This window comes from Candidatus Omnitrophota bacterium, assembly GCA_026387175.1.
Taxonomy (GTDB): Bacteria; Omnitrophota; Gorgyraeia; order 2-01-FULL-45-10; family 2-01-FULL-45-10; genus CAIMPC01.
In genome coordinates this window covers 195,312-213,462 of sequence record JAPLME010000012.1, presented here as the reverse complement: position 1 = coordinate 213,462, position 18,151 = coordinate 195,312, and the positions used below count along the sequence as shown (strand labels likewise).

At 47.5% G+C, this 18,151-nt stretch carries 15 protein-coding genes; all 15 read right to left on the bottom strand.

What is annotated here, in order from left to right; translation table 11 throughout:
• Nucleotides 1–9: 9 nt before the first annotated feature.
• Nucleotides 10–2,382 (bottom strand): hypothetical protein, encoded by a 2,373-nt coding sequence (locus NTY76_08010; protein ID MCX5679028.1) that lies wholly within the window; start codon nt 2,380–2,382, stop codon nt 10–12.
• Between the two features lie 221 nt (nt 2,383–2,603).
• Nucleotides 2,604–3,965 (bottom strand): FecR domain-containing protein, encoded by a 1,362-nt coding sequence (locus NTY76_08005; GenBank protein ID MCX5679027.1) that lies wholly within the window; start codon nt 3,963–3,965, stop codon nt 2,604–2,606.
• Nucleotides 3,962–4,573, bottom strand: coding sequence for a sigma-70 family RNA polymerase sigma factor (locus NTY76_08000; protein MCX5679026.1), 612 nt, complete (start codon nt 4,571–4,573; stop codon nt 3,962–3,964). The genes NTY76_08005 and NTY76_08000 overlap by 4 nt, the downstream gene beginning before the upstream one ends.
• A 105-nt stretch (nt 4,574–4,678) precedes the next feature.
• Complete coding sequence (locus NTY76_07995; protein ID MCX5679025.1) at nt 4,679–5,698, bottom strand: hypothetical protein; 1,020 nt, start codon at nt 5,696–5,698, stop codon at nt 4,679–4,681.
• Between the two features lie 291 nt (nt 5,699–5,989).
• Nucleotides 5,990–7,816 carry a tetratricopeptide repeat protein gene (locus NTY76_07990; protein MCX5679024.1) on the bottom strand — a complete coding sequence of 609 codons (1,827 nt, stop codon included), beginning with the start codon at nt 7,814–7,816 and terminating at the stop codon, nt 5,990–5,992.
• Nucleotides 7,782–8,639: a ChbG/HpnK family deacetylase gene (locus tag NTY76_07985; GenBank protein ID MCX5679023.1), complete on the bottom strand. Its 858-nt coding sequence runs from the start codon at nt 8,637–8,639 to the stop codon at nt 7,782–7,784. The genes NTY76_07990 and NTY76_07985 overlap by 35 nt, the downstream gene beginning before the upstream one ends.
• Before the next feature lie 8 nt (nt 8,640–8,647).
• On the bottom strand, nt 8,648–9,340 hold the full coding sequence (locus tag NTY76_07980; GenBank protein MCX5679022.1) for a glycosyltransferase family 2 protein: 693 nt from the start codon (nt 9,338–9,340) through the stop codon (nt 8,648–8,650).
• Entirely contained in the window at nt 9,340–10,986 is a 1,647-nt protein-coding gene (locus tag NTY76_07975) for a glycosyltransferase family 39 protein (protein MCX5679021.1), read from the bottom strand. Before NTY76_07975 ends, NTY76_07980 begins: the two co-directional genes overlap by 1 nt.
• A 10-nt stretch (nt 10,987–10,996) precedes the next feature.
• Entirely contained in the window at nt 10,997–11,581 is a 585-nt protein-coding gene (locus NTY76_07970; protein MCX5679020.1) for a biotin transporter BioY, read from the bottom strand.
• 590 nt (nt 11,582–12,171) lie between these two features.
• Nucleotides 12,172–13,191: a hypothetical protein gene (locus tag NTY76_07965; protein ID MCX5679019.1), complete on the bottom strand. Its 1,020-nt coding sequence runs from the start codon at nt 13,189–13,191 to the stop codon at nt 12,172–12,174.
• Nucleotide 13,192: 1 nt separating this feature from the next.
• Entirely contained in the window at nt 13,193–14,158 is a 966-nt protein-coding gene (locus NTY76_07960; protein MCX5679018.1) for a zinc metalloprotease HtpX, read from the bottom strand.
• A 67-nt stretch (nt 14,159–14,225) separates the two neighbouring features.
• Entirely contained in the window at nt 14,226–15,455 is a 1,230-nt protein-coding gene (locus NTY76_07955) for an ROK family protein (GenBank protein MCX5679017.1), read from the bottom strand.
• The gene (locus tag NTY76_07950) at nt 15,446–16,225 is read right to left on the bottom strand and encodes a hypothetical protein (protein ID MCX5679016.1); all 780 of its coding nucleotides are present in this window, start codon (nt 16,223–16,225) and stop codon (nt 15,446–15,448) included. The genes NTY76_07955 and NTY76_07950 overlap by 10 nt, the downstream gene beginning before the upstream one ends.
• Nucleotides 16,226–17,077: a carbohydrate ABC transporter permease gene (locus NTY76_07945; GenBank protein MCX5679015.1), complete on the bottom strand. Its 852-nt coding sequence runs from the start codon at nt 17,075–17,077 to the stop codon at nt 16,226–16,228.
• A 52-nt stretch (nt 17,078–17,129) separates the two neighbouring features.
• Nucleotides 17,130–18,074 (bottom strand): sugar ABC transporter permease, encoded by a 945-nt coding sequence (locus NTY76_07940; GenBank protein MCX5679014.1) that lies wholly within the window; start codon nt 18,072–18,074, stop codon nt 17,130–17,132.
• Between the last annotated feature and the right edge of the window lie 77 nt (nt 18,075–18,151).

The following is an 18,151-nucleotide window of genomic DNA, read 5'->3' as shown; positions in this document are numbered from 1 at the left end:
ATTTCGACGCTATCGTTTCAGCTGTTCTGCCGGCAGATTATTCCTTTTTAGCGCCAGATTCGGATCGATACTGGCACCGGCAGCGGCAACTTCCGCCGCCTTAGCGTTTATATCCGCTAATACGCTCATCTTACCCGCAGCGTCAGCATTGATAACCGGCGGCTCGGTTTTAATTATCTCAGAAGCTTCGTATCCTATAAGAACGCCTTCACCATTAAACCATTGGTCGCCGCCCGGCCTGGGACTTACCATATGCGTTCCTATGAGGTTGCCTTCTTTATCGTAGAACTTTGTAATCGTAGTAGCTCCTTCTGGCGTACTGGCAAGAGGCGGTATAGTTATTCCGAACATGGCGTTCGCTCCGAGGATCGTGCTGGCTTGTTTTAAAGCTCCCGAAGAGGCATCGTAGCCTATGAGAACACCTTTACCGTCAAGCCATCGATTGCCGTTTGGATAAGGGCTTACCATATGCGTTCCTATGAGGTTGCCTTCTTTATCGTAGAACTTTGTAATTGTAGCGCCAGCTATCTTAATAGTATATGGTGTAGTTATCCCGAAGGCGGCGTTCGCTCCGAGGATCGTGCTGGCTTGTTTCAAGGCTTCCGGAGAGGCTCCGTAGCCTATAAGAACGCCTTGACCGTTAAACCATTGGTTACCGTATATCGGTCCCAGCGACCCACTCACCATATGAGTTCCTATGAGAACACCGTCCTTATCATAGAACTTCGTGACTGTGGCGGCACCTACCATAACATATTCTATATTGCCATTCGTAATGCTGGAAGGCGGTATAGTTATCCCGAACGTGGCGTCCGCGCCGAGGATCGTGCTGGCTTGTTTTAAAGCTCCCGAAGAGGCATCGTAGCCTATGAGAACACCTTTACCGTCAAGCCATCGATTGCCGTTTGGATACGGGCTTACCATATGCGTTCCTATGAGAACGCCATCCTTATCGTAGAACTTTGTAATTGTGGTGATGTATATGGGCATATCCTTGATGTGGAGAAGATTAACAGTATATGGTGCAGTTATCCCGATGACGGCATTCGCTCCGAGGATCGTGCTGGCTTGTTTCAAAGCTTCTGGAGAAGCTCCATAACCTATGATAACGCCTTTACCATCACGCCACACATCGCTATTTGTCCTCAGAGATGAATTTACCATATGCGTTCCCATGAGAACTCCATCCTTATCGTAGAACTTTGTAATCGTAGTGGCTCCTTCTGGCGTACTGGCAAGAGGCGGTATAGTTATTCCGAACGTGGCGTTCGCTCCGAGGATCGTGCTGGCTTGTTTCAGGGCTTCTGAAGAAGCATCATAGCCTATGAGAACACCTTTACCATCAAGCCATCGATTGCCGTTGCCGTATAGCGGTCCCAGGGATCCATTTACTACATGCGATCCCACGAGATTGCCTTCTTTATCGTAAAACTTTGTAATTGTAGCGGCTCCTACGATATCTTTGCCGTCCTTAGTAGTGAGCAGTGTAGTTATTCCGATGACGGCATTCGCTCCGAGGATTGTGCTGGCTTGTTTCAAATCTTTCGGAGAGGCAAGGATACCATCTATTTTAGACTTACCGGATTGAGCGCTCACATTGACTCTAATTTTCGAGCCGTCAGCGAGCTTGAAGGTAAACGTAAGATTCCCGCCCGCACTTATCAGCCAGGAGTCCAGTGTGTAGGCATTCGGATTTAAGATCCCATTCAGACAGCCCATAGCGCTCTGAAGCAGATCGGTTCCTGTTTTCTTGTTCACAAACGACAGCAATGTTATGGTCGTGGTTTCCTGAACAGGCTGACCGAATTGATTGTGCCGATACTGAAGTTTAAGAGCATAGCCTTCGACGCTCGCCGGCAGCACCACGGTATCAAAGATATTCGGGGGAATACCCATGGTCATCCCGATAGCCCAATCCCCGATTCCATTTATATGAACCTCTGATATATCGACGTTCATTTTCCGGGCTATGGTCTCCCGGGTCTTCAGAACTCCATTCTTAACCATATCGCCTCCCGATATACTCGGCTTGCCCGTACGCATATCAACATTTATAGTTGCCGGTGAGCCATCAGGAAGTTTGAATACAACGACTAACGAACCGGGTTTTACACTCCACTGACTGAGCTTAAAACTCTCGGGGTTTAAGATCTCCTTCAGATATCGTTCGGCTATTGCGAGGATTTTGATCGGGACATAGGAAGTAGTCGTCCTGCCTTCGGTCCTTATGCCCGGCGAGCGCATATTCAGCATTAGCTTACTCGTCAACTCTTGATGCCTCACCACAATATCATTATAGTCCTCGGCAAAAGTTGCAAATCCGGCCGATATGACAAACGCAACCGCTAATATTATCGTCACGGCAATCTTTAAGGTCTTCATGTTATTTCCCTCCTTTGATTTGTGAACAGCTTTTTAAAGGTTTTAAGTTCATCTCAAAAAAAATATCCGTCATCGCCCTCGCGCGCATATTTAATGCTTCCAACTTCGCGATAAGCTCACGGATACATCTTCTTCTGCAATATGTCTTTTCGCCGTTTATCTTCATCACATTCACCGTGTTCCTTTCGTTACTACTATATACACGGAGATGCGAGATAATTTTAAATCATATTTCTAACTTTTTTGATGCCTAATTTTTCCTCCACCCATATAGCTTCTAAACTATTTGGATATTTGCTAAGAACCAACTTAAAAGCACCCTCTGCCATTGCCGGGTCGTTCAGCTTCTCCTCATATATGATACCTATCGCACATTGAGCCATCCCAGCGAACTGAGATTCGGGGTAACGCTTTGTAACCTCCCGGAACACACGCATAGCATCCTGGTGATGATCTATATACTCATAATAACTTCCTATATATAATAGGAGTTGCGGGTTATATTTTGCGCGAGGGTATCTAGCCACCATCCCCTCAAGAATTTTTATGCTTTCTATGTGCTTTGAGGCATCCCCAGTATCGATGGCTTCGCGCGTCTTCATTACGGCATCCTCAAGTTCAACGGGAAGCTCTCTCGGCTTTTCATCTGATATATATATTGGGCACGGAGCTAAAAGCTGTTTCACTCGGTCGGGGGTATTCTTCAGCAGGAGCAGGACCTTCGGCTTTCTGCCTATCTGATACAATTCCTCGAGCTTTCTCCACTCCTCCTCTATCAGCCTTTGCGGAGGCTCAGGCAGATCTCCCGCCGTTACCTCCGTCTTCTGCCCTGGGCCAACTATCACAGTCTGCCTGGCGATCAGCGTCTTCGACGGCCTGTAGCTGCTATTAACCTCCACATTACCTTCAAGCACATCCACATTCATAATCTGTTTTTTATTATTGGTTGAGCTTACGCTAAATTTTGTGCCTAGCGCCCTAGCGGTGCCGGCGTCGGTCGTTATAATGAATTTCGAACCTTTAAAACCCTTTTCTATGTCGACAAGCATATTGCCATCGGCCAGCCTTATATCGACCGTGCCGTTTCCAAACCGCAGAGCGAGCTTCGCTATCCTAAAAGTGGTTCCCGGCTTCACACGCACGGTATATTTATTCATCATATTTATGTCGAGCTGCGACGCGCCTTGCGCGGTTATAACATCACCCTCCTTAAGCTCCTGCAATGGAGTGACCGGCCTGGCGACAGACTCACCAGCGCGATGCACTATAACGACGCCCCCTACATCCATAACGATCGGTAGCGCGGGCTGTGTCGAATAGACATAAAAACCAGCCGACATGAAGAATAGGAAGGCAGCCATGGCCCTTACCATGACCGGCGTCCTCGGCAGCAGGGCCTCTTTAAGCCCCTCTAGAGCACCGGCAACACGCCTGGTAAATGATTCGAACGGCGTCTCGCTGTACTTTTTGGCAACCGCCTCCGCAAGCCTTCTGCGGAATTCAAAATCGAAGCCGCTGGATGGCTCAATAGGTTTAAGATGAGCCATTACGATATTGAATCTGTCCTGATCAGAGTTCTTCATAGCGAATCGCTTTCCTTGCGCCCTGGCATATCTATGCCCAATTTCTTCATGAATAGCAATTTTGCCTCTTCGAGCCTTACCGAAATGCTTGCGATACTGCAACCGAGCACTACCGCAGCCTCTTTATAAGTAAGCCCCTGCACGCTGCATAGCGCTATTACCTCTCTATATTTGATCGGCATCGAATCCAGAACCCGCTGCGCGTCTTCCGCCAGCTCATCGTCTTCAATGATCTGGTCAGGGCCGGCACTGGAATCTGCTATCACATCCTTCAGATGCATGGTTTCATCTCCAGGGACCACCGTTTCTTCCAGAGATCTAGCGGAGAAATATTTTTTATCTCTGAGCGCGTTTTTCGCGAGATTCCGCGCTATCGTATATATCCATGACACAAACTTCTTACTTGGGTCAAATATCTCCAGCTTATTATAAACTTTAATAAATACTTCCTGAGTCACTTCCTCGGCCGTTTCCCTGTTACCTATGAGCCTATAAATAAAATTCAATAGCTGTTTTTTATATCTGTCGAAAAGCTCTTCGAAAGCTTTAGTATCGCCTTCTCTGGCCTTTTGCACCAATATTTCATCAGACAGCTGCTCAGAAGACATCCGGACGCCTATACTCCCTTTAGTAATACACGGAAAATGGGCATATTTTTACATATTTCATGAGACTACTGCTTGATTATATCAGAGGAATTGGGGGGCTTCAACCTACTTATTCGGTTTCGGGGTTTTTTGAAGATTGATTATGACATCTATCTTATCTTTTTTGATCTTCAAATAAAGGGCCAGTTGCGATTTTACCAGCTTCTCTATCATATCGTTCGTGTACTCGGTTGCCTCTATTAACCTGCCTTCATACACTTTCCTGCCGGGATTTACGATCTTGCTTCTGAGCTCTCCCTCAAGAGACATTATATCTTTTATAGATCTATCGGCACCGCCGTTTCTGATATAGGCGTACATATTATTCACGGTCATTTCTACGGCGTCCTGTCTATTCGCGGCAGGAACGCGGCCTTCAAGTCCGTTAAGGCCAATATTTTCTTTCTCCAGGGCATCGATATTATTTTTGATAGCGGCATCCATCGCGTCATAGTAATTGGATGTATTATGCTTGTAGTCTTTTAGCGCCTGGGCTCTTATCTTGGAAGTCTTCTCGATGGCTTTCTTTATCTCCTTAAAATCAAACTTCATCGGTGTTGCGGCGAGTTTAGCAATCGGTACGGTGGTATCGGGGCATCCTACCTGAAATGCGGGTTCCAGCATGTCGGTCTTTCTATTACCCGGCCTGCCGAAACTTTCGGCAACAGAAGGCTCCTTTGCATAGACCTCTACTATGATCCCGCCTTTACCCTCTCCACTGTCCGCGCTGCCGGCGATATTGGCATTCCCGGAAGCGGAGCTCACATTGGCGGTCGATTCGGAGCCTTGACCATCTTTTGTGCCCGCGGTGGAGGTATTCTTGAATTTTACCGCGACACCGTCCTGCTTGGACTCTAGAGTAAGCTCTTTATCGCTGGAATATTTGTAAGCTACTATGGTGCCATCATCCATTGTCAATTCAGTTATCTTTCCATGTTCATCATATGATACTTTTTTTATCCCGTTCGGAATAGTGCCCGGCTTATTCTCGCAAACCTGTACATCCGGTGCTTTCGTCTTTGAACTATCCAGATCATTCTTCTTGTCGACTTCGGATTGCGTTGCGCCCGTATTTTGATTGCCCATAAATGGAATTACATGCCCTGTCTCACCATATACGGACAATTCCCCCTTCTTGGCCGTCGAATCTTCAGCAAACGAGCATGAAGGGAGGACAATTATAATGGGTACGATTAGAAACAATCTTGATATTTTCATACGGCATCCACATTTGTCAGAGTTTTGAAAATAACTTAAAATATAACCAAAAAAAATTCACCTTACAAAATATGCAGCTATAGCCAAACACTACCTTTACTATGAGTATACACTAATTATCTACGGAAATCCAGTCAAAATATGTAACTATTTTATACTCTAACCGGAGGTTAACCGACCTATGATTAATTTCTTAAGCTCTACCATCCCGGGACTGAATAATGCCATGGCCTTATTATAATAAGCCTTGGCCTTTTCGAGATCCCTTAGCCTCCTGTAGACATCGCCGATACGCACATACGCGATGGCTATAGACTGGGCCGATCTAGTGCTATCCGCGGCCTGCTGGTAGGCCTGTATCGCCTTCTCACTCTGTCCCATCTGATCATACGTTGTCCCGAGATTCATATAACCGTCTACAAACGACGGGTCAGCCTTTATAGCGCGCTCGAACTGTTGTATCGCTTCGGCGTATCTCTTGGTCTGGGCATACGCTACCCCGATAGAGCTCAAGGCCTCGAGGTTATCAGGCTTGATCTCCAGGGCGTCTGTGAGCATCTTTATGGCTTCATCATATCGGCCAAGCTGGAGATAACAGAATCCCAGGATATTCCTCGGCGCAAAATAATTCTCCGACAATATTATGGCTTTAACGAGAGGCTTTATTGCCTTCTCGTATTGCCCCAGATCCGAATATGCCGCTCCGAGCGTCGTCAGCGCCCATTGATTGAGCGGGTCTATTTTTAATATCGAGTTCGTTATGGTGATCTGGCTCTTCCAATCTTCGTTTCTCATCATGGTCCGGGCAGAATATAACAGTACCAGCATAGAGGCTATGACTATAGCCAGTCTCCTGAGATTCAGTTTGATAACGTTATATTCCATCCTTGCGATCTTCTCCAAAAGAATTGAAACAAGAACGCAGAATCCTATCGACGGAAGATATAAGAATCTCTCGGCCATAAGGGCCCTTAACGGCACTATATTCGAAACGGGTAAAAGCGCCAGAAAGAAAAAAGCTATGGCAAATGAGATCCCGCGCGAGCGCCTGAAGATGAACGGAAGCGATGCTATCAGCGTTACGATGGCCGCCACCGATAAAAGGACCTTGGCTGACGCTATGGATGTATAAACCGTTGTCATGTAAAAGGCGCAAAGTTTTACAGGCGCTATCATAAGTTTCACATACTCGCCAAGCACGACCAGCATAGTAAGAAACGTGTGATAGGAACTGCCGCCCCACCATCCACACTGGCTCACCCTGTTTATTACTATGAATCTGACCGCTATAAAGAATACTGTGAGTGTAAAATATGGCGCCAGCTTCAGCGCCCTTTTCTTAAGGCTTTCCCCCGGCGCGAAATGAATATCATACAATACAAGCAGGAGCGGCAGACTGATGGCCATCTCTTTCGAAAATAACGATCCTAGAAAAAATATCAGAGAAAGCGCAAGATATGCCTTTTTCTCTTTCTTCATAAAGAGCAGATAACATATGAAAGACGCGAGATAGAAAAAAAGGAAGAGCACGCTGGAGCGACCCGATATCCAGGCGACCGCCTCTGTCTGCACCGGATGGCACACGAATAAGAGGCTCGACAGGAACGCTATTGATGCATTTCCGAAGATGAGCTGCAAAAGGATGAAGAGCAATATGGCGTTTAACGCGTGTAAGAGAACGCTCTCCAGATGATACCCGAACGTATCGAGCCCCCAGAGGCGGTAATCGAACGCATACGATATGGTGGTCAACGGCCTGTAGACGTCCTGGGCGAGCTCCGCGAACGCCACCGTCGACGGATTTACAAAAAACGACGGGATATTCTCGAGGCTGCGTATATGCACATTCTTCACGATGAAATAATCGTCATCGTATACGAATTCCCCACCCAAAGAATTGGAATATATTATGAGGGTGAAGATAAATAAGAAGAGCGCCGCTTTTACGCTGTTATCGATTTTTATTTTTGGAAAGAAATTCGGCATAGCTCACAAGGCCTACCCCTTTATCGGCGGCTGATTTCTTTACGCGGAGGCTCGTCAGCGCGTAAAGTTCGGCTTCGGAATTTTTGTGGAATTTGTATCTATCCAGCACCTCCGGCCCCAGAAATCCAGGATGGCACACAAGCTCTGTGGTCCGGTCTTCAAGATTAGCTATGATATCGAGCAGCACCTCCTCGGTAATATTCCCGGAATCGAGAAATCCCAGAAAATGCTCCGGTGCCGTGATCCCGGAAGACTTCAGGGCCTGGGACATATTCCCTTCGAAATATAAAAGCGCCAGCGATTTACAGACGGTATTTACGCTCATCCGGCGGCTGGAACGATCCGCGTGCGGATATCTGATCGCGGGGATATCATACTCTTTGGCGAGTTTAATAATTATGTCGAGAAGTTTCGGCAGCATGTGTATATGTTCGTGGCTGGACAAGTTGGTTATCCTGATGCCGGTCGCGCTTACTTTTTGCAGTTGAGATCTCCATTCGACATAGACTTCGTCGAGATCTATCGATCCTGATATGAATTTCAGTAAAAACTGGGTATGGCCTTTATAGAATCTGCCTTCGGCATCGACTAAGGATGGTATTTTGGAAGCCTCCGTGACCGAAATGGTTTCGGTTAGCGCAAGGTGCGCGCCGGCTTCATTGAGGCCGATCGACTTCGCCCGGGCAAGCGCGTCATCGAATGCCTCGCCCGATGGCAGAAAATTCAGCGAAGTGACAATCCCCTCTTTATGGGAACGCGCTATGCCTTCATTCACGCTCTCCGTGATCCCGAAATCATCCGCGGCCACTATCAATTGTTTCATATTGGGTCCTACCGCCAAAATCTGTAAGCAAACATATCCCAGAACGTACGCGTCACTACGCTCATACGGGATATCGTGGATGAGCCCTTAGTACGAAGTTCAAAGATGAGGCCATATTGCTTTATCTTGAATCCGCGCTTAACGGCCTCGGCAAATATCTCGACATCGATGAACGGGCTCTTTGACTTTAAATTAAGGCCCTGGAGGACTTCCCTTTTATATATTTTTAACCCCGAGTTGATATCTTTCAAATGCAAGCCAAATAATGACTGGACCAGAAAATTATAAACCTTCGACATCAGAATACGCTTCAGGCTTGAGTCTTTTATCGCGAGACTGTACGCGGTAACGACATCGGCCTCATCAAGCATCTGTATAGCCTTCTTTATATCTTCCTCTCTCGCGGGAAAGTCCGAGTCTGTGTATATGATCACGTCTTTCAGCGCAGCCATCAGGCCGGCATTAAGCGCTCCGCCGAATTTTGAGTTATTTTTAAGGTGCACAGGTTTAAGATGCGGGTCTTTTGCGGCTATCCGGTCTATAAGATCCCCGCTTCCGTCAGTAGAAGCATCGTCCGCGACCACGATCTCATAGTCACCTGAAATCTGTGCGGCCAATTCCGTAGCGCGACGTATAGTGGACTCGATATTGTCGGCTTCGTTGAACATCGGGAATACGAATGAGACGTTTTTCGCTATCATTACAGTCTCTCCCGTTTCACCAGAAAGCGTCCATCGGCAGGCGCTTCATTGGTTATAATGGCGCGCTTTCCTATATTGAATACAACATACGAGGGCTTAACATATGCCTTTGTAATTTCTTTATCATAAAGATGTTTATGGTTCTTCTCTTTCATCACCGCCCATATCCTTTTCCCGGAATTCATAAAACTTATCTGTATATGATGCTGATCAAGGTCGATCGGAAATTTCCCGGTGTAAAAGGCAAGGCCAGCCATATAATTGCTGGCCGCGCCGAGCTCCTCACCGGGCTTCATGACAGCCGACAGTTTCTCAGACACCTCTTTGCTTGTCTCATAACGTTCCACTTCGGGCAAGATCGACGCGCTCAATGGGCTCAAGAATATCGCTACGGAATAAACGATCAACACGAATGCCAGCATTAACCTTTTATTTATAAACGCTATTAATGAAAGTAAGCCTCCGAAAGCGAGAAATAGGCCTGATATGACCACGCCTGCCATTATTATTGAGAAAAAATCGAGTTTTACGTAAATGGCGACACCCACCCATCCAAGGAGCATTATAGCTATCAGGCTATAATAAGAGAACCTGGTGGCCTTAGCAATAGAATTTGAAACCTTGCCGCTCAAAAAATCATCCAACAGCACGCCTGTGATGACCGCTAAAGATACAAAGCACGGAAATATGTACGTCGGAAGCTTTGTGCTGGAGACCGTAAAGAACCCGAAGATCACGAAAAATGATACTACGAGAAAAATGGACGCGGCGCTCCTCTCTTTGATCTTCTTGCATATATGCCAGAAACCCGCCGGCAAGAATATGCTCCACGGAAACATACCTCCCAGTATAATGGGAATATTATAATAGATCTGAGAGCCCGTCTTATGCTCGGAAACAAGAAATCGTGTGACATTATGCAGCCCGAAGAAACCGTCTATAAATGCCTTGCCGTGCAGCCTGTATATCGCAATATACCATGGCATGCTCACCGCGAGAAAAACAAGCGCCGCCTGCCATAAAGGCATTTTCTTAAGAGCCTTAAGATCCTTAACGAAAACCAGGAACGCGAGGATCGCCACGGCGAATAGAACAAAATAGACAGGTCCTTTCGTAAGCGTCGCCAGAGCTATCGATGCCGACGATAACAGGTAAAAATATCCCTTCTCTTTAATATAACCGTACAAAAAGAAGAGCGCCGCAAGCTCCATGAATACGAAGAGCGTCATATCCGTAATGCAGGCCCTGGATAAGATGATGTATTCGACGTTTGTGGCAAGTATGAGCGCGGAAAGGAACCCCGCGCGGCGGTTAAAGAGAATACCTCCCAGAAAAAATATAGCGATAACGCCTATCGTTCCTAAAACAGCTGAAGGGAACCGCGCCGCAAACTCATTTACTCCGAACGCTTTGAAGGAGGCCTCGACCAGCCAATAGAACAGTATCGGTTTCTCAAACTGCGGTTTTCCATAGAGATGCGGGGTTACCCATTCCCCATTGGCCAGCATCTCTTTGGCGGTTTCGGCGTAAAAAGTCTCATCGGGATCTGTCAGCGCAAGCTTGCCCAGCTGCGGGAAGAAGAGATAGCCGCAGATAAGAATAAGTATCGATACTGCGATTAGCGGTTTTGTAAAGATTCTGTCCATGGTTTTTCTTCTAAGCGGAAAATATCTGTCTGGAGCGCCTGGAGATCTTTGAATATATCGCGGAGGCAATGGCTATCTTGGCCATATCTCCGGGAATGAACGGCAGGGCTCCGGCCATAATAGCGCTTGTCAGGTTCATTTTATACATACAGACAAGCCATAATATCCCCGAAGCGTATATAATTAAACTTCCTAAGGCAAATACCGCGATTATGGACACAATGTTCGATCTCGCGGAATCTATGATAAGTCCTATAATAAAAGCGCATATCATAAAGCCTATAAGGTATCCGCCCGTAGGGCCGAGGAGATAAGAGACCCCTAAAGAGGCCCCCTGGAACATCGGCAAACCCGATATGCCGGCGAGTATGTAACCAGCCTGGCTGTATAAACCGAGTTTTTTACCGAGCACCGCGCCCGCCAACAAAACGAAGAATGTCTGCAGAGTTATCGGGATCGGGCTTCCATGGACGGGGATCCTTATATATGCCCCGAGGGCGGTCGCTAGGATAAAGAATACGACGCCTATGGCGGCGGTCAGCTTCTTATTATTGATTATATCTTTATTATAGTCTAAAGAATGTGCGTAGCTCATATATTCTCCCTCGTAAGTTTGTGATTATTAAGGTTACTATAAAACTCCCGTCGTGTCAATCTCAAAACTCTTCGCTACGGCGAAAATATCTTCCGGGTCCTGCCCTTTTATTCTTCCTGCAGCATCGCAACTTCTGCGGTAAGCCTTCCGCTTGTCGCGAATTTACATTAGGCATGTAAATTCGCTGTTGTAAAATCTTGATGGCCAATGAACCTGCCTATACGTAAAAAACTGTCGCGCAGTTTCATTGTCCTAGTATATCGCCTATAGGTATCAAGATTTTACGAAAGTCGCTCCAGGCTTCCCTCAGAAGTTCCGCTGCCTGAAGATCTCTCCTGGGACCTCATCCACCAAGATATTTTCGCTTTCGCTTCCCCAGTAAATTTTTCGGCCTACTCAGCAGGCCCTTGCGGGGTGGGTGTTGAGCGGGGCGTCGAAAGTCGCGAGCGGGCACGGATTTTTGGCCCTTGTATACCTGTATGCCAAAAAGAGCGAGCGATCTTTTCAGAGCGAAATTTCCTCGCAGGGGAAATTTCGCGTCCCCGCGAGATACCCACCCCGCAAGGGACGGGTGATGAAGACCAAAAAATCTATTTTTGTAGGGTTGCGGAGACTAGCCGAAGGGTTTCGAAGACTTTACGCGCGGCGGCATTATTGAGGGTGCCCACGCCGCAGCTAGGAGTGACTATCGAGGATATCTTTTCTACAGGGATACCTTTACCGACAAGCGCCTTCAGGCCTTCGGAAAGTTTCTTGATAAGTGATTCCGCGCTTTCATTGTATATCGCCTCTGAACTTGGCGCTATACCCCAGGCAATGGTGGAGCCCCGCGCCAGAAAGGCCTTAAGCTCGGCGCCGTAGAGCAAAAGCTCTTTCGTGAAAGCGTAAGCGTCAAAATTCAGGATATCGAGATCCCTCTTCAAGAGAAGCGGCCAGTCCGTATTGCCGCAGCAGTGGAGCCCGGCCAGCGCGCCCTCTTCCTTTATCGAGGCGATCACTTCATCGAGCTTCGAGAATGCATCCTCTATATTTATGTTAACGAAACTTGAACCTATCGAGACCAGGTACGGCTCGTCGACGAATATCATTACCGACGGGAAAAGCTTCTTGAGCTCTCTTATCTGCCACCTTACCTTCATGCACAGGACTTTAGTCAGGACTTCGAAGGTATCCCTGTCGTACATTATAGACTGTTTATTTTCATTCGTTACGGTCAGCGCGAAACTAATCGGGCCGGTGATATGCCCTTTTACGCATCTTATATCTTTGGCCCGCGCGCCGAACTCGGCCAGAAAAGCATATAACCCCTCGGCATGATCTTTCGATATCTTGAAATACTCGATATCGCCTTCAAGGTATTTAGCGTAGGCGGGCTCTATCTCCTGGGCTGCCCTGGCTGTATCGATATGAATGGTCTTCCGCGCGTCATCGATCACGAGACCCGGGAGACCTTCCGAATACTGAGCATACATGCTCTCCAGGAACGATCTTTTAGGAAGCTGCGGCCAGAAAGGGATGCTTTTAAAATTCTCGAATATAAGAGATAACGCGGAGGAAGGCTCTTTAAAAGGTACGCTGCCGATGCCGGTGGCGTCGAAATTGAATTTCAATTTACGATGCTCTCCACTCGCTCAGGCGCTTTATGCGCTTCAGCATATTCGGGTGGGTGCTCAAGATCTCCATCAGTTTATCGCCAAAACCCAGGCGCACGGTCTTAGCCTCGAGAGCCAGAAGTTCCGAAGAGTCTATTGTCCCGTTTTTATCGAGATCAAGGTCGCGGAGGTCCTTAAGCTCTTTCATCGCCCTCGACGGATCGGTCGCGAAGAACGCCTTCATGCCTTCCACGTCTTTTATGGCCTCTTTCGGCATTCTGGCGGACCCGTAGACAAGCTTATACAGGGCCGAAGCAAGATCTGCCGGGCGGCTGCCCAGATCGATAGAGCCTTTATCCGCGAAATATTCTCTTATCCTGGAGGCATACAGCACTAAAAGGTTTGTTATAAAATAGAATATGAATGCCGCCAGGCCGACTAACGCCATGTTAGGCCCGGAATCTCTGCTGTCGCGCCTGTTATAGAACATCAACTGCCAGGCTATCCTGTAAAGTATCATCGGTATGACCGAAAGGAGCGTAATGGTGAGCACGTCTCTGTTCTTTATATGGCTCATCTCATGACCCAGCACGGCCCTCAGTTCATTCTCTTCCAAAAGGTTCATTATCCCTTCGGTAACACATATCCTGCCGTCCTTCATGGAGCGGCCGAATGCGAATGCGTTCGGGACGGAGATCTGCGCGATCCCTATCCTAGGGTTGGGTATTTTGGCCTTCATGGCAAGCTCTTTCACCATCTGATGAAGCTTCGGATATTCGTTCTCTTTTATATACTTCACCCTCATAGACCATTCGACGATCTTCGGACCTATCATGTATTGAATGAACATCATCACGAAAGAAAGGACCAGGTAGAAATAAAAGTTGGAGATCCCCATACTGGTGCCTATCATGGCTATAACGGCGTATATTATCGCGAATAAAAGCGCGGTAGCAAGCATCATTCTTAACTTTAAAGCAAACATTGTAAATCCTCCAAGTTTATTCAGCCGCATTGCAGGCTAGGTGCCGATGTCTCTGACATCGGCCCCTTTAAGCTTGTATAAATACTTCCCTGGCGGCAAGCGCCGAGGCGCCCATAACAACAGCGTTCTCGCCCAATAGGCTCGGCACGATCTTCACGATGTTCATTGGCTCTTCGAACGCGAATCTTCTTACGGATGCCTTTAATGGATCCAGGAATATATCTCCCGCCTTTTCCATCCCGCCGCCGATGATAACTACGGCCGGATTCAGGAAATTGATGAAATACGCTATTCTTATGCTAAGGTTCTTGGCTGCGAAGCGGATAAGCTCCAGGGCAACTTCGTCATTCCTCTTCGCGGCGTCTATTACATTATCTTTGGTTATTGCGGCGGCGTTTCCACCGGCCAGCGCCAATATCTCCGCTGCCGTTCCTTTCGCCGCCAATTTTCTGGCCTCGGACACGACACCGAGGTCTACTCCTTGCGGCTTCATAAAGGTACGCCTCTCCAGGGGCATCTTCTCTCCCGCCCTGCGCGACTCAAACAGTATCTGCGTCTCTCCCGAGCATCCGCTGGAACCTATATAGACATCCCCGTGTACAATTATCCCGCACCCTACATCCGAGTAGGCGTACACCAGATTATCTACATCGGCCCCCGGATTCAGGGCCTTCTCCCCGAAAGCGGCGCAGGAAGCGTCATTACCGATAAAGACCGAAGAGCTAAATCTCTGTTCAATGGCTTTTATGAACTTGATAAAATCTACTTTGGTCCTGCCTCTGGCGGGGTCGGTATCCCGAATAGTGCCTGAATAGTAATCGACGATGCCGGAAATCCCTATGCCTATCGTCTTTATGGCCTCATGCTCGATGCCGGATTTTACAATTGCCTCGTCTATGACATTGATAGCGCTCGGTACCAGCGCTTCCATATTGACCGGCGGTCTGGGGGCCCTGGCGGAGGAAATCATTTTTATATTGAGGTCCGTCACAATGGCCGATATAGTGTCAGGACTGATATCCACACCGACAACGTACCTTGTTTTCGCGTTAAGCTCCAAAAGCTCCGGCCGCCTTCCGCCCGAAGATATATCAAGACCGACCTCGAGCACCATCTTCTTATTAATGTAATAGTCAAGATAGTTCGTGATCGTAACTATGTTGTAGCCCAGAGTCCTCGATATCTCAGCCTTTGAAATAGGGCTGCGTTTGCGGATCAGCTCCAGTATGGCCAGATTTTTGCGCTCTCTGTCCTGCAGTATATGGTACGTGAACATACCTTCGGATTTCACAGCCATCTTGATCTCCTCGCTTTCGCCACGTATATATCCTTAAGAAATATCGCCGCGCCGGAACTGTTGCCGACCGTCAGGCTTCCGAATTCAAATTTTATAGTGGTGATATTGGCCAGATCTACCGCCTTTTTAATGGGCCGGAAATCCACCTTGTAAAGCTGCCATTCGTTTGTGAGTTTAGTGGAGAGGCCCCGCTCCATCCTGTACGTCTTGTTGTCAGAATCCACTATAACTATGCCAAGGTACTCCCCGCCCGAGGAACCTCTTGCCACAAATTTTAGATCCAGCTTATTAAGGCCTATGGGCTCTTTAAGATCTATCGTGAAGTTCCCCCAGCCGCTGCCTTTGGCGTTAGACAAAAGTATATGGTCATCGGCCGTTCTCGAGCCTATCTTGGCATCTCCGTCGAAAAAAGTCGATTTTACAATATCATTGTTGGAAGATATGCCCTTTATCAGGAATACCCCTTTATCCTTCATATTGTCGAAGTTTATCTGGCCCCGCTCTACGCTCACCGAAGGCATCTCGCCCAGTATCCTGACCCTTACGTCAAAATTGATCTTCGTGATAAAAGCGACTACGGCGAGTATCGAAGCCACAATAGCGACGGACCAGGCAAGACGCAGCGTCGTCTTCTTCCGGATATAGGATTTCTCCGAGGTCCTCAGGAATGTTTTCGCGATCTCGTCATTAAGCGCGGACTGAAGATCTCTCGTATGGATCTTTTTACTCGTACCGGCTGCTCTATTCATCTCTTTTACTGTAATAGCCACTTACCCTTTCATTCCCGTCAGCTTTATTCCTTCCACAAAGAATCTCTGGTTAAATAAGAAGACGATTATGACCGGCACCATCGTTATCAGGGAGCCTGCCATCAAAAGTCCCCAGTCGGGCTGGGCATACTGATAAAGCTCCTGAAAATACGCCAAACCCACGGGCAAGGTCCTCTTCTCTATCGAGTTCGTGACCAGGAGCGGCCACATAAAACTTACCCAGTTGCCGAGTGATACAAATATCGTAAGCGTCGCTATCGCGGTATGCGAAAGCGGCATTATGACGCGCCAGAATATGCCCCAGAGGCTGCAGCCGTCTATCTTTGCGGCATCTTCGAGGTCCCTCGGTATCGTCATGAAGAACTGCCTGAGTAAAAAAGTGCCGTACGCGGAGAATATGGCCGGAATTATAAGAGCCTTATACGTATCGATCCAGCCAAACGTGCGCATAAGCGCGAATACCGGTATCATCGTTACGGAACCGGGTATCATCATAGTGGCAAGGTAAGCGAAGAATATCTTATCGCGGCCGGGGAACCTCAAGCGAGAGAACGCGTATGCCGCGCCTGCGCTCGTCACTACCTGCCCTAATGTCACCAGGACCACTACGAATACGCTGTTCGCGTAGAACCTCGCAAAAGGCACGACCTTCCAGACATCTATATAATTTTTCCAATATACAGGCTGCGGAAACCATTGTATGTCTTTGATATTAAATATAAATACGGACGAGTAAGACTTGAGAGATGTCGAGAGCATCCATATAAAAGGGATGATCATCGTCGCGCCGCCAATTATCAGAAAAGCGTATATGCAGGCCTTCTTTAAAAAGCCTGATACTCTTTTATCCATTACCTTCCCTATTTCGTCTGAGCTGTATAGCATCCCTTAAGCCTTTTTGAAATCAATAGTGCGAATATTGAACCAGTTTGCCGCCGAATCTCCAGTTAAATATCGTAGCGATAAATACCACTATGAATACGAACCAGGCGATGCTCGCCGCATATCCGACGTGCTGCCAGCTGTAAAGATGATTATATATCAGATACTCGAGCGTAGTGGTCGACCGGTCAGGGCCGCCGCCTGTCATGATATAAGCCTGCATGAAACCGCCCTGGAACCCTCCTATAACCGCCATTACAAAGACAAAGAATGTGGTGGGGCTTATCATGGGCCATGTCACGTTCCAAAATTTATGCCAGCTGCCCGCGCCATCCATCTCGGCGGCTTCATAAAGCTCCCTTGGCACGCCCTGGAGGGCTGCCATAAAAAGTATCATATTATATCCGCCGAGCATTATCCAAAGGCCCATAAACATAAGTGACGGCTTTGCCCATACCGTTGAAGTAAGCCATTCCACCCTATGAATGGGTATAGAGAGTATTCCGCCTGCCTTAAGAAGCAGAGTATTGAAGAGCCCGAATTCCGAATTGTACAGCCACGCCCAGAGAAGGCACACCGCCACACCGTTGGTTATGGTAGGCAAAAAGTATACCGCTCTGAATATATTAATTAATCTCACCTTCTGGTTCATAACCAGCGCCAGAGCGAGCGACGCCATTATCTCGATCGGGATTATCATCATTAAAAAGAGGGTGTTGCCAACACATTTCCAAAAAAGAGGATCGTTAGCGGTGATATGCCCGGTTTCCATGTGGAAACCGAGAAGATTTATAAAATTCTGCAACCCTACGAACTTTGGCGCGGATAACATGTCCCAGTCGATAAAACTAAGTGCGAGAGAAAGCGCGACCGGCACAAGCGTAAATACCATAAATCCCAATAAGTTCGGGAGTAGAAAGAGGTAACCCGCTACTGCTTCTTTTTCGGAGCCTCTTATCCTTGCCAAAGAATTCTCCTTCTTTCTTTTATAATGTTTATAATAACCGGTCAATAAAAAACACCGGAACTAGCTATATTATATCA

Bases quoted from the DNA above. Each gene is read 5' to 3' on its own strand.
- NTY76_08010 (MCX5679028.1), bottom strand. From the start codon at position 2,382: ATGAAGACCTTAAAGATTGCCGTGACGATAATATTAGCGGTTGCGTTT.
- NTY76_08005 (MCX5679027.1), bottom strand. From the start codon at position 3,965: ATGAAGAACTCTGATCAGGACAGATTCAATATCGTAATGGCTCATCTT.
- NTY76_08000 (MCX5679026.1), bottom strand. From the start codon at position 4,573: ATGTCTTCTGAGCAGCTGTCTGATGAAATATTGGTGCAAAAGGCCAGA.
- NTY76_07995 (MCX5679025.1), bottom strand. From the start codon at position 5,698: ATGGGCAATCAAAATACGGGCGCAACGCAATCCGAAGTCGACAAGAAG.
- NTY76_07990 (MCX5679024.1), bottom strand. From the start codon at position 7,816: ATGCCGAATTTCTTTCCAAAAATAAAAATCGATAACAGCGTAAAAGCG.
- NTY76_07985 (MCX5679023.1), bottom strand. From the start codon at position 8,639: ATGAAACAATTGATAGTGGCCGCGGATGATTTCGGGATCACGGAGAGC.
- NTY76_07980 (MCX5679022.1), bottom strand. From the start codon at position 9,340: ATGATAGCGAAAAACGTCTCATTCGTATTCCCGATGTTCAACGAAGCC.
- NTY76_07975 (MCX5679021.1), bottom strand. From the start codon at position 10,986: ATGGACAGAATCTTTACAAAACCGCTAATCGCAGTATCGATACTTATT.
- NTY76_07970 (MCX5679020.1), bottom strand. From the start codon at position 11,581: ATGAGCTACGCACATTCTTTAGACTATAATAAAGATATAATCAATAAT.
- NTY76_07960 (MCX5679018.1), bottom strand. From the start codon at position 14,158: ATGTTTGCTTTAAAGTTAAGAATGATGCTTGCTACCGCGCTTTTATTC.
- NTY76_07955 (MCX5679017.1), bottom strand. From the start codon at position 15,455: ATGGCTGTGAAATCCGAAGGTATGTTCACGTACCATATACTGCAGGAC.
- NTY76_07945 (MCX5679015.1), bottom strand. From the start codon at position 17,077: ATGGATAAAAGAGTATCAGGCTTTTTAAAGAAGGCCTGCATATACGCT.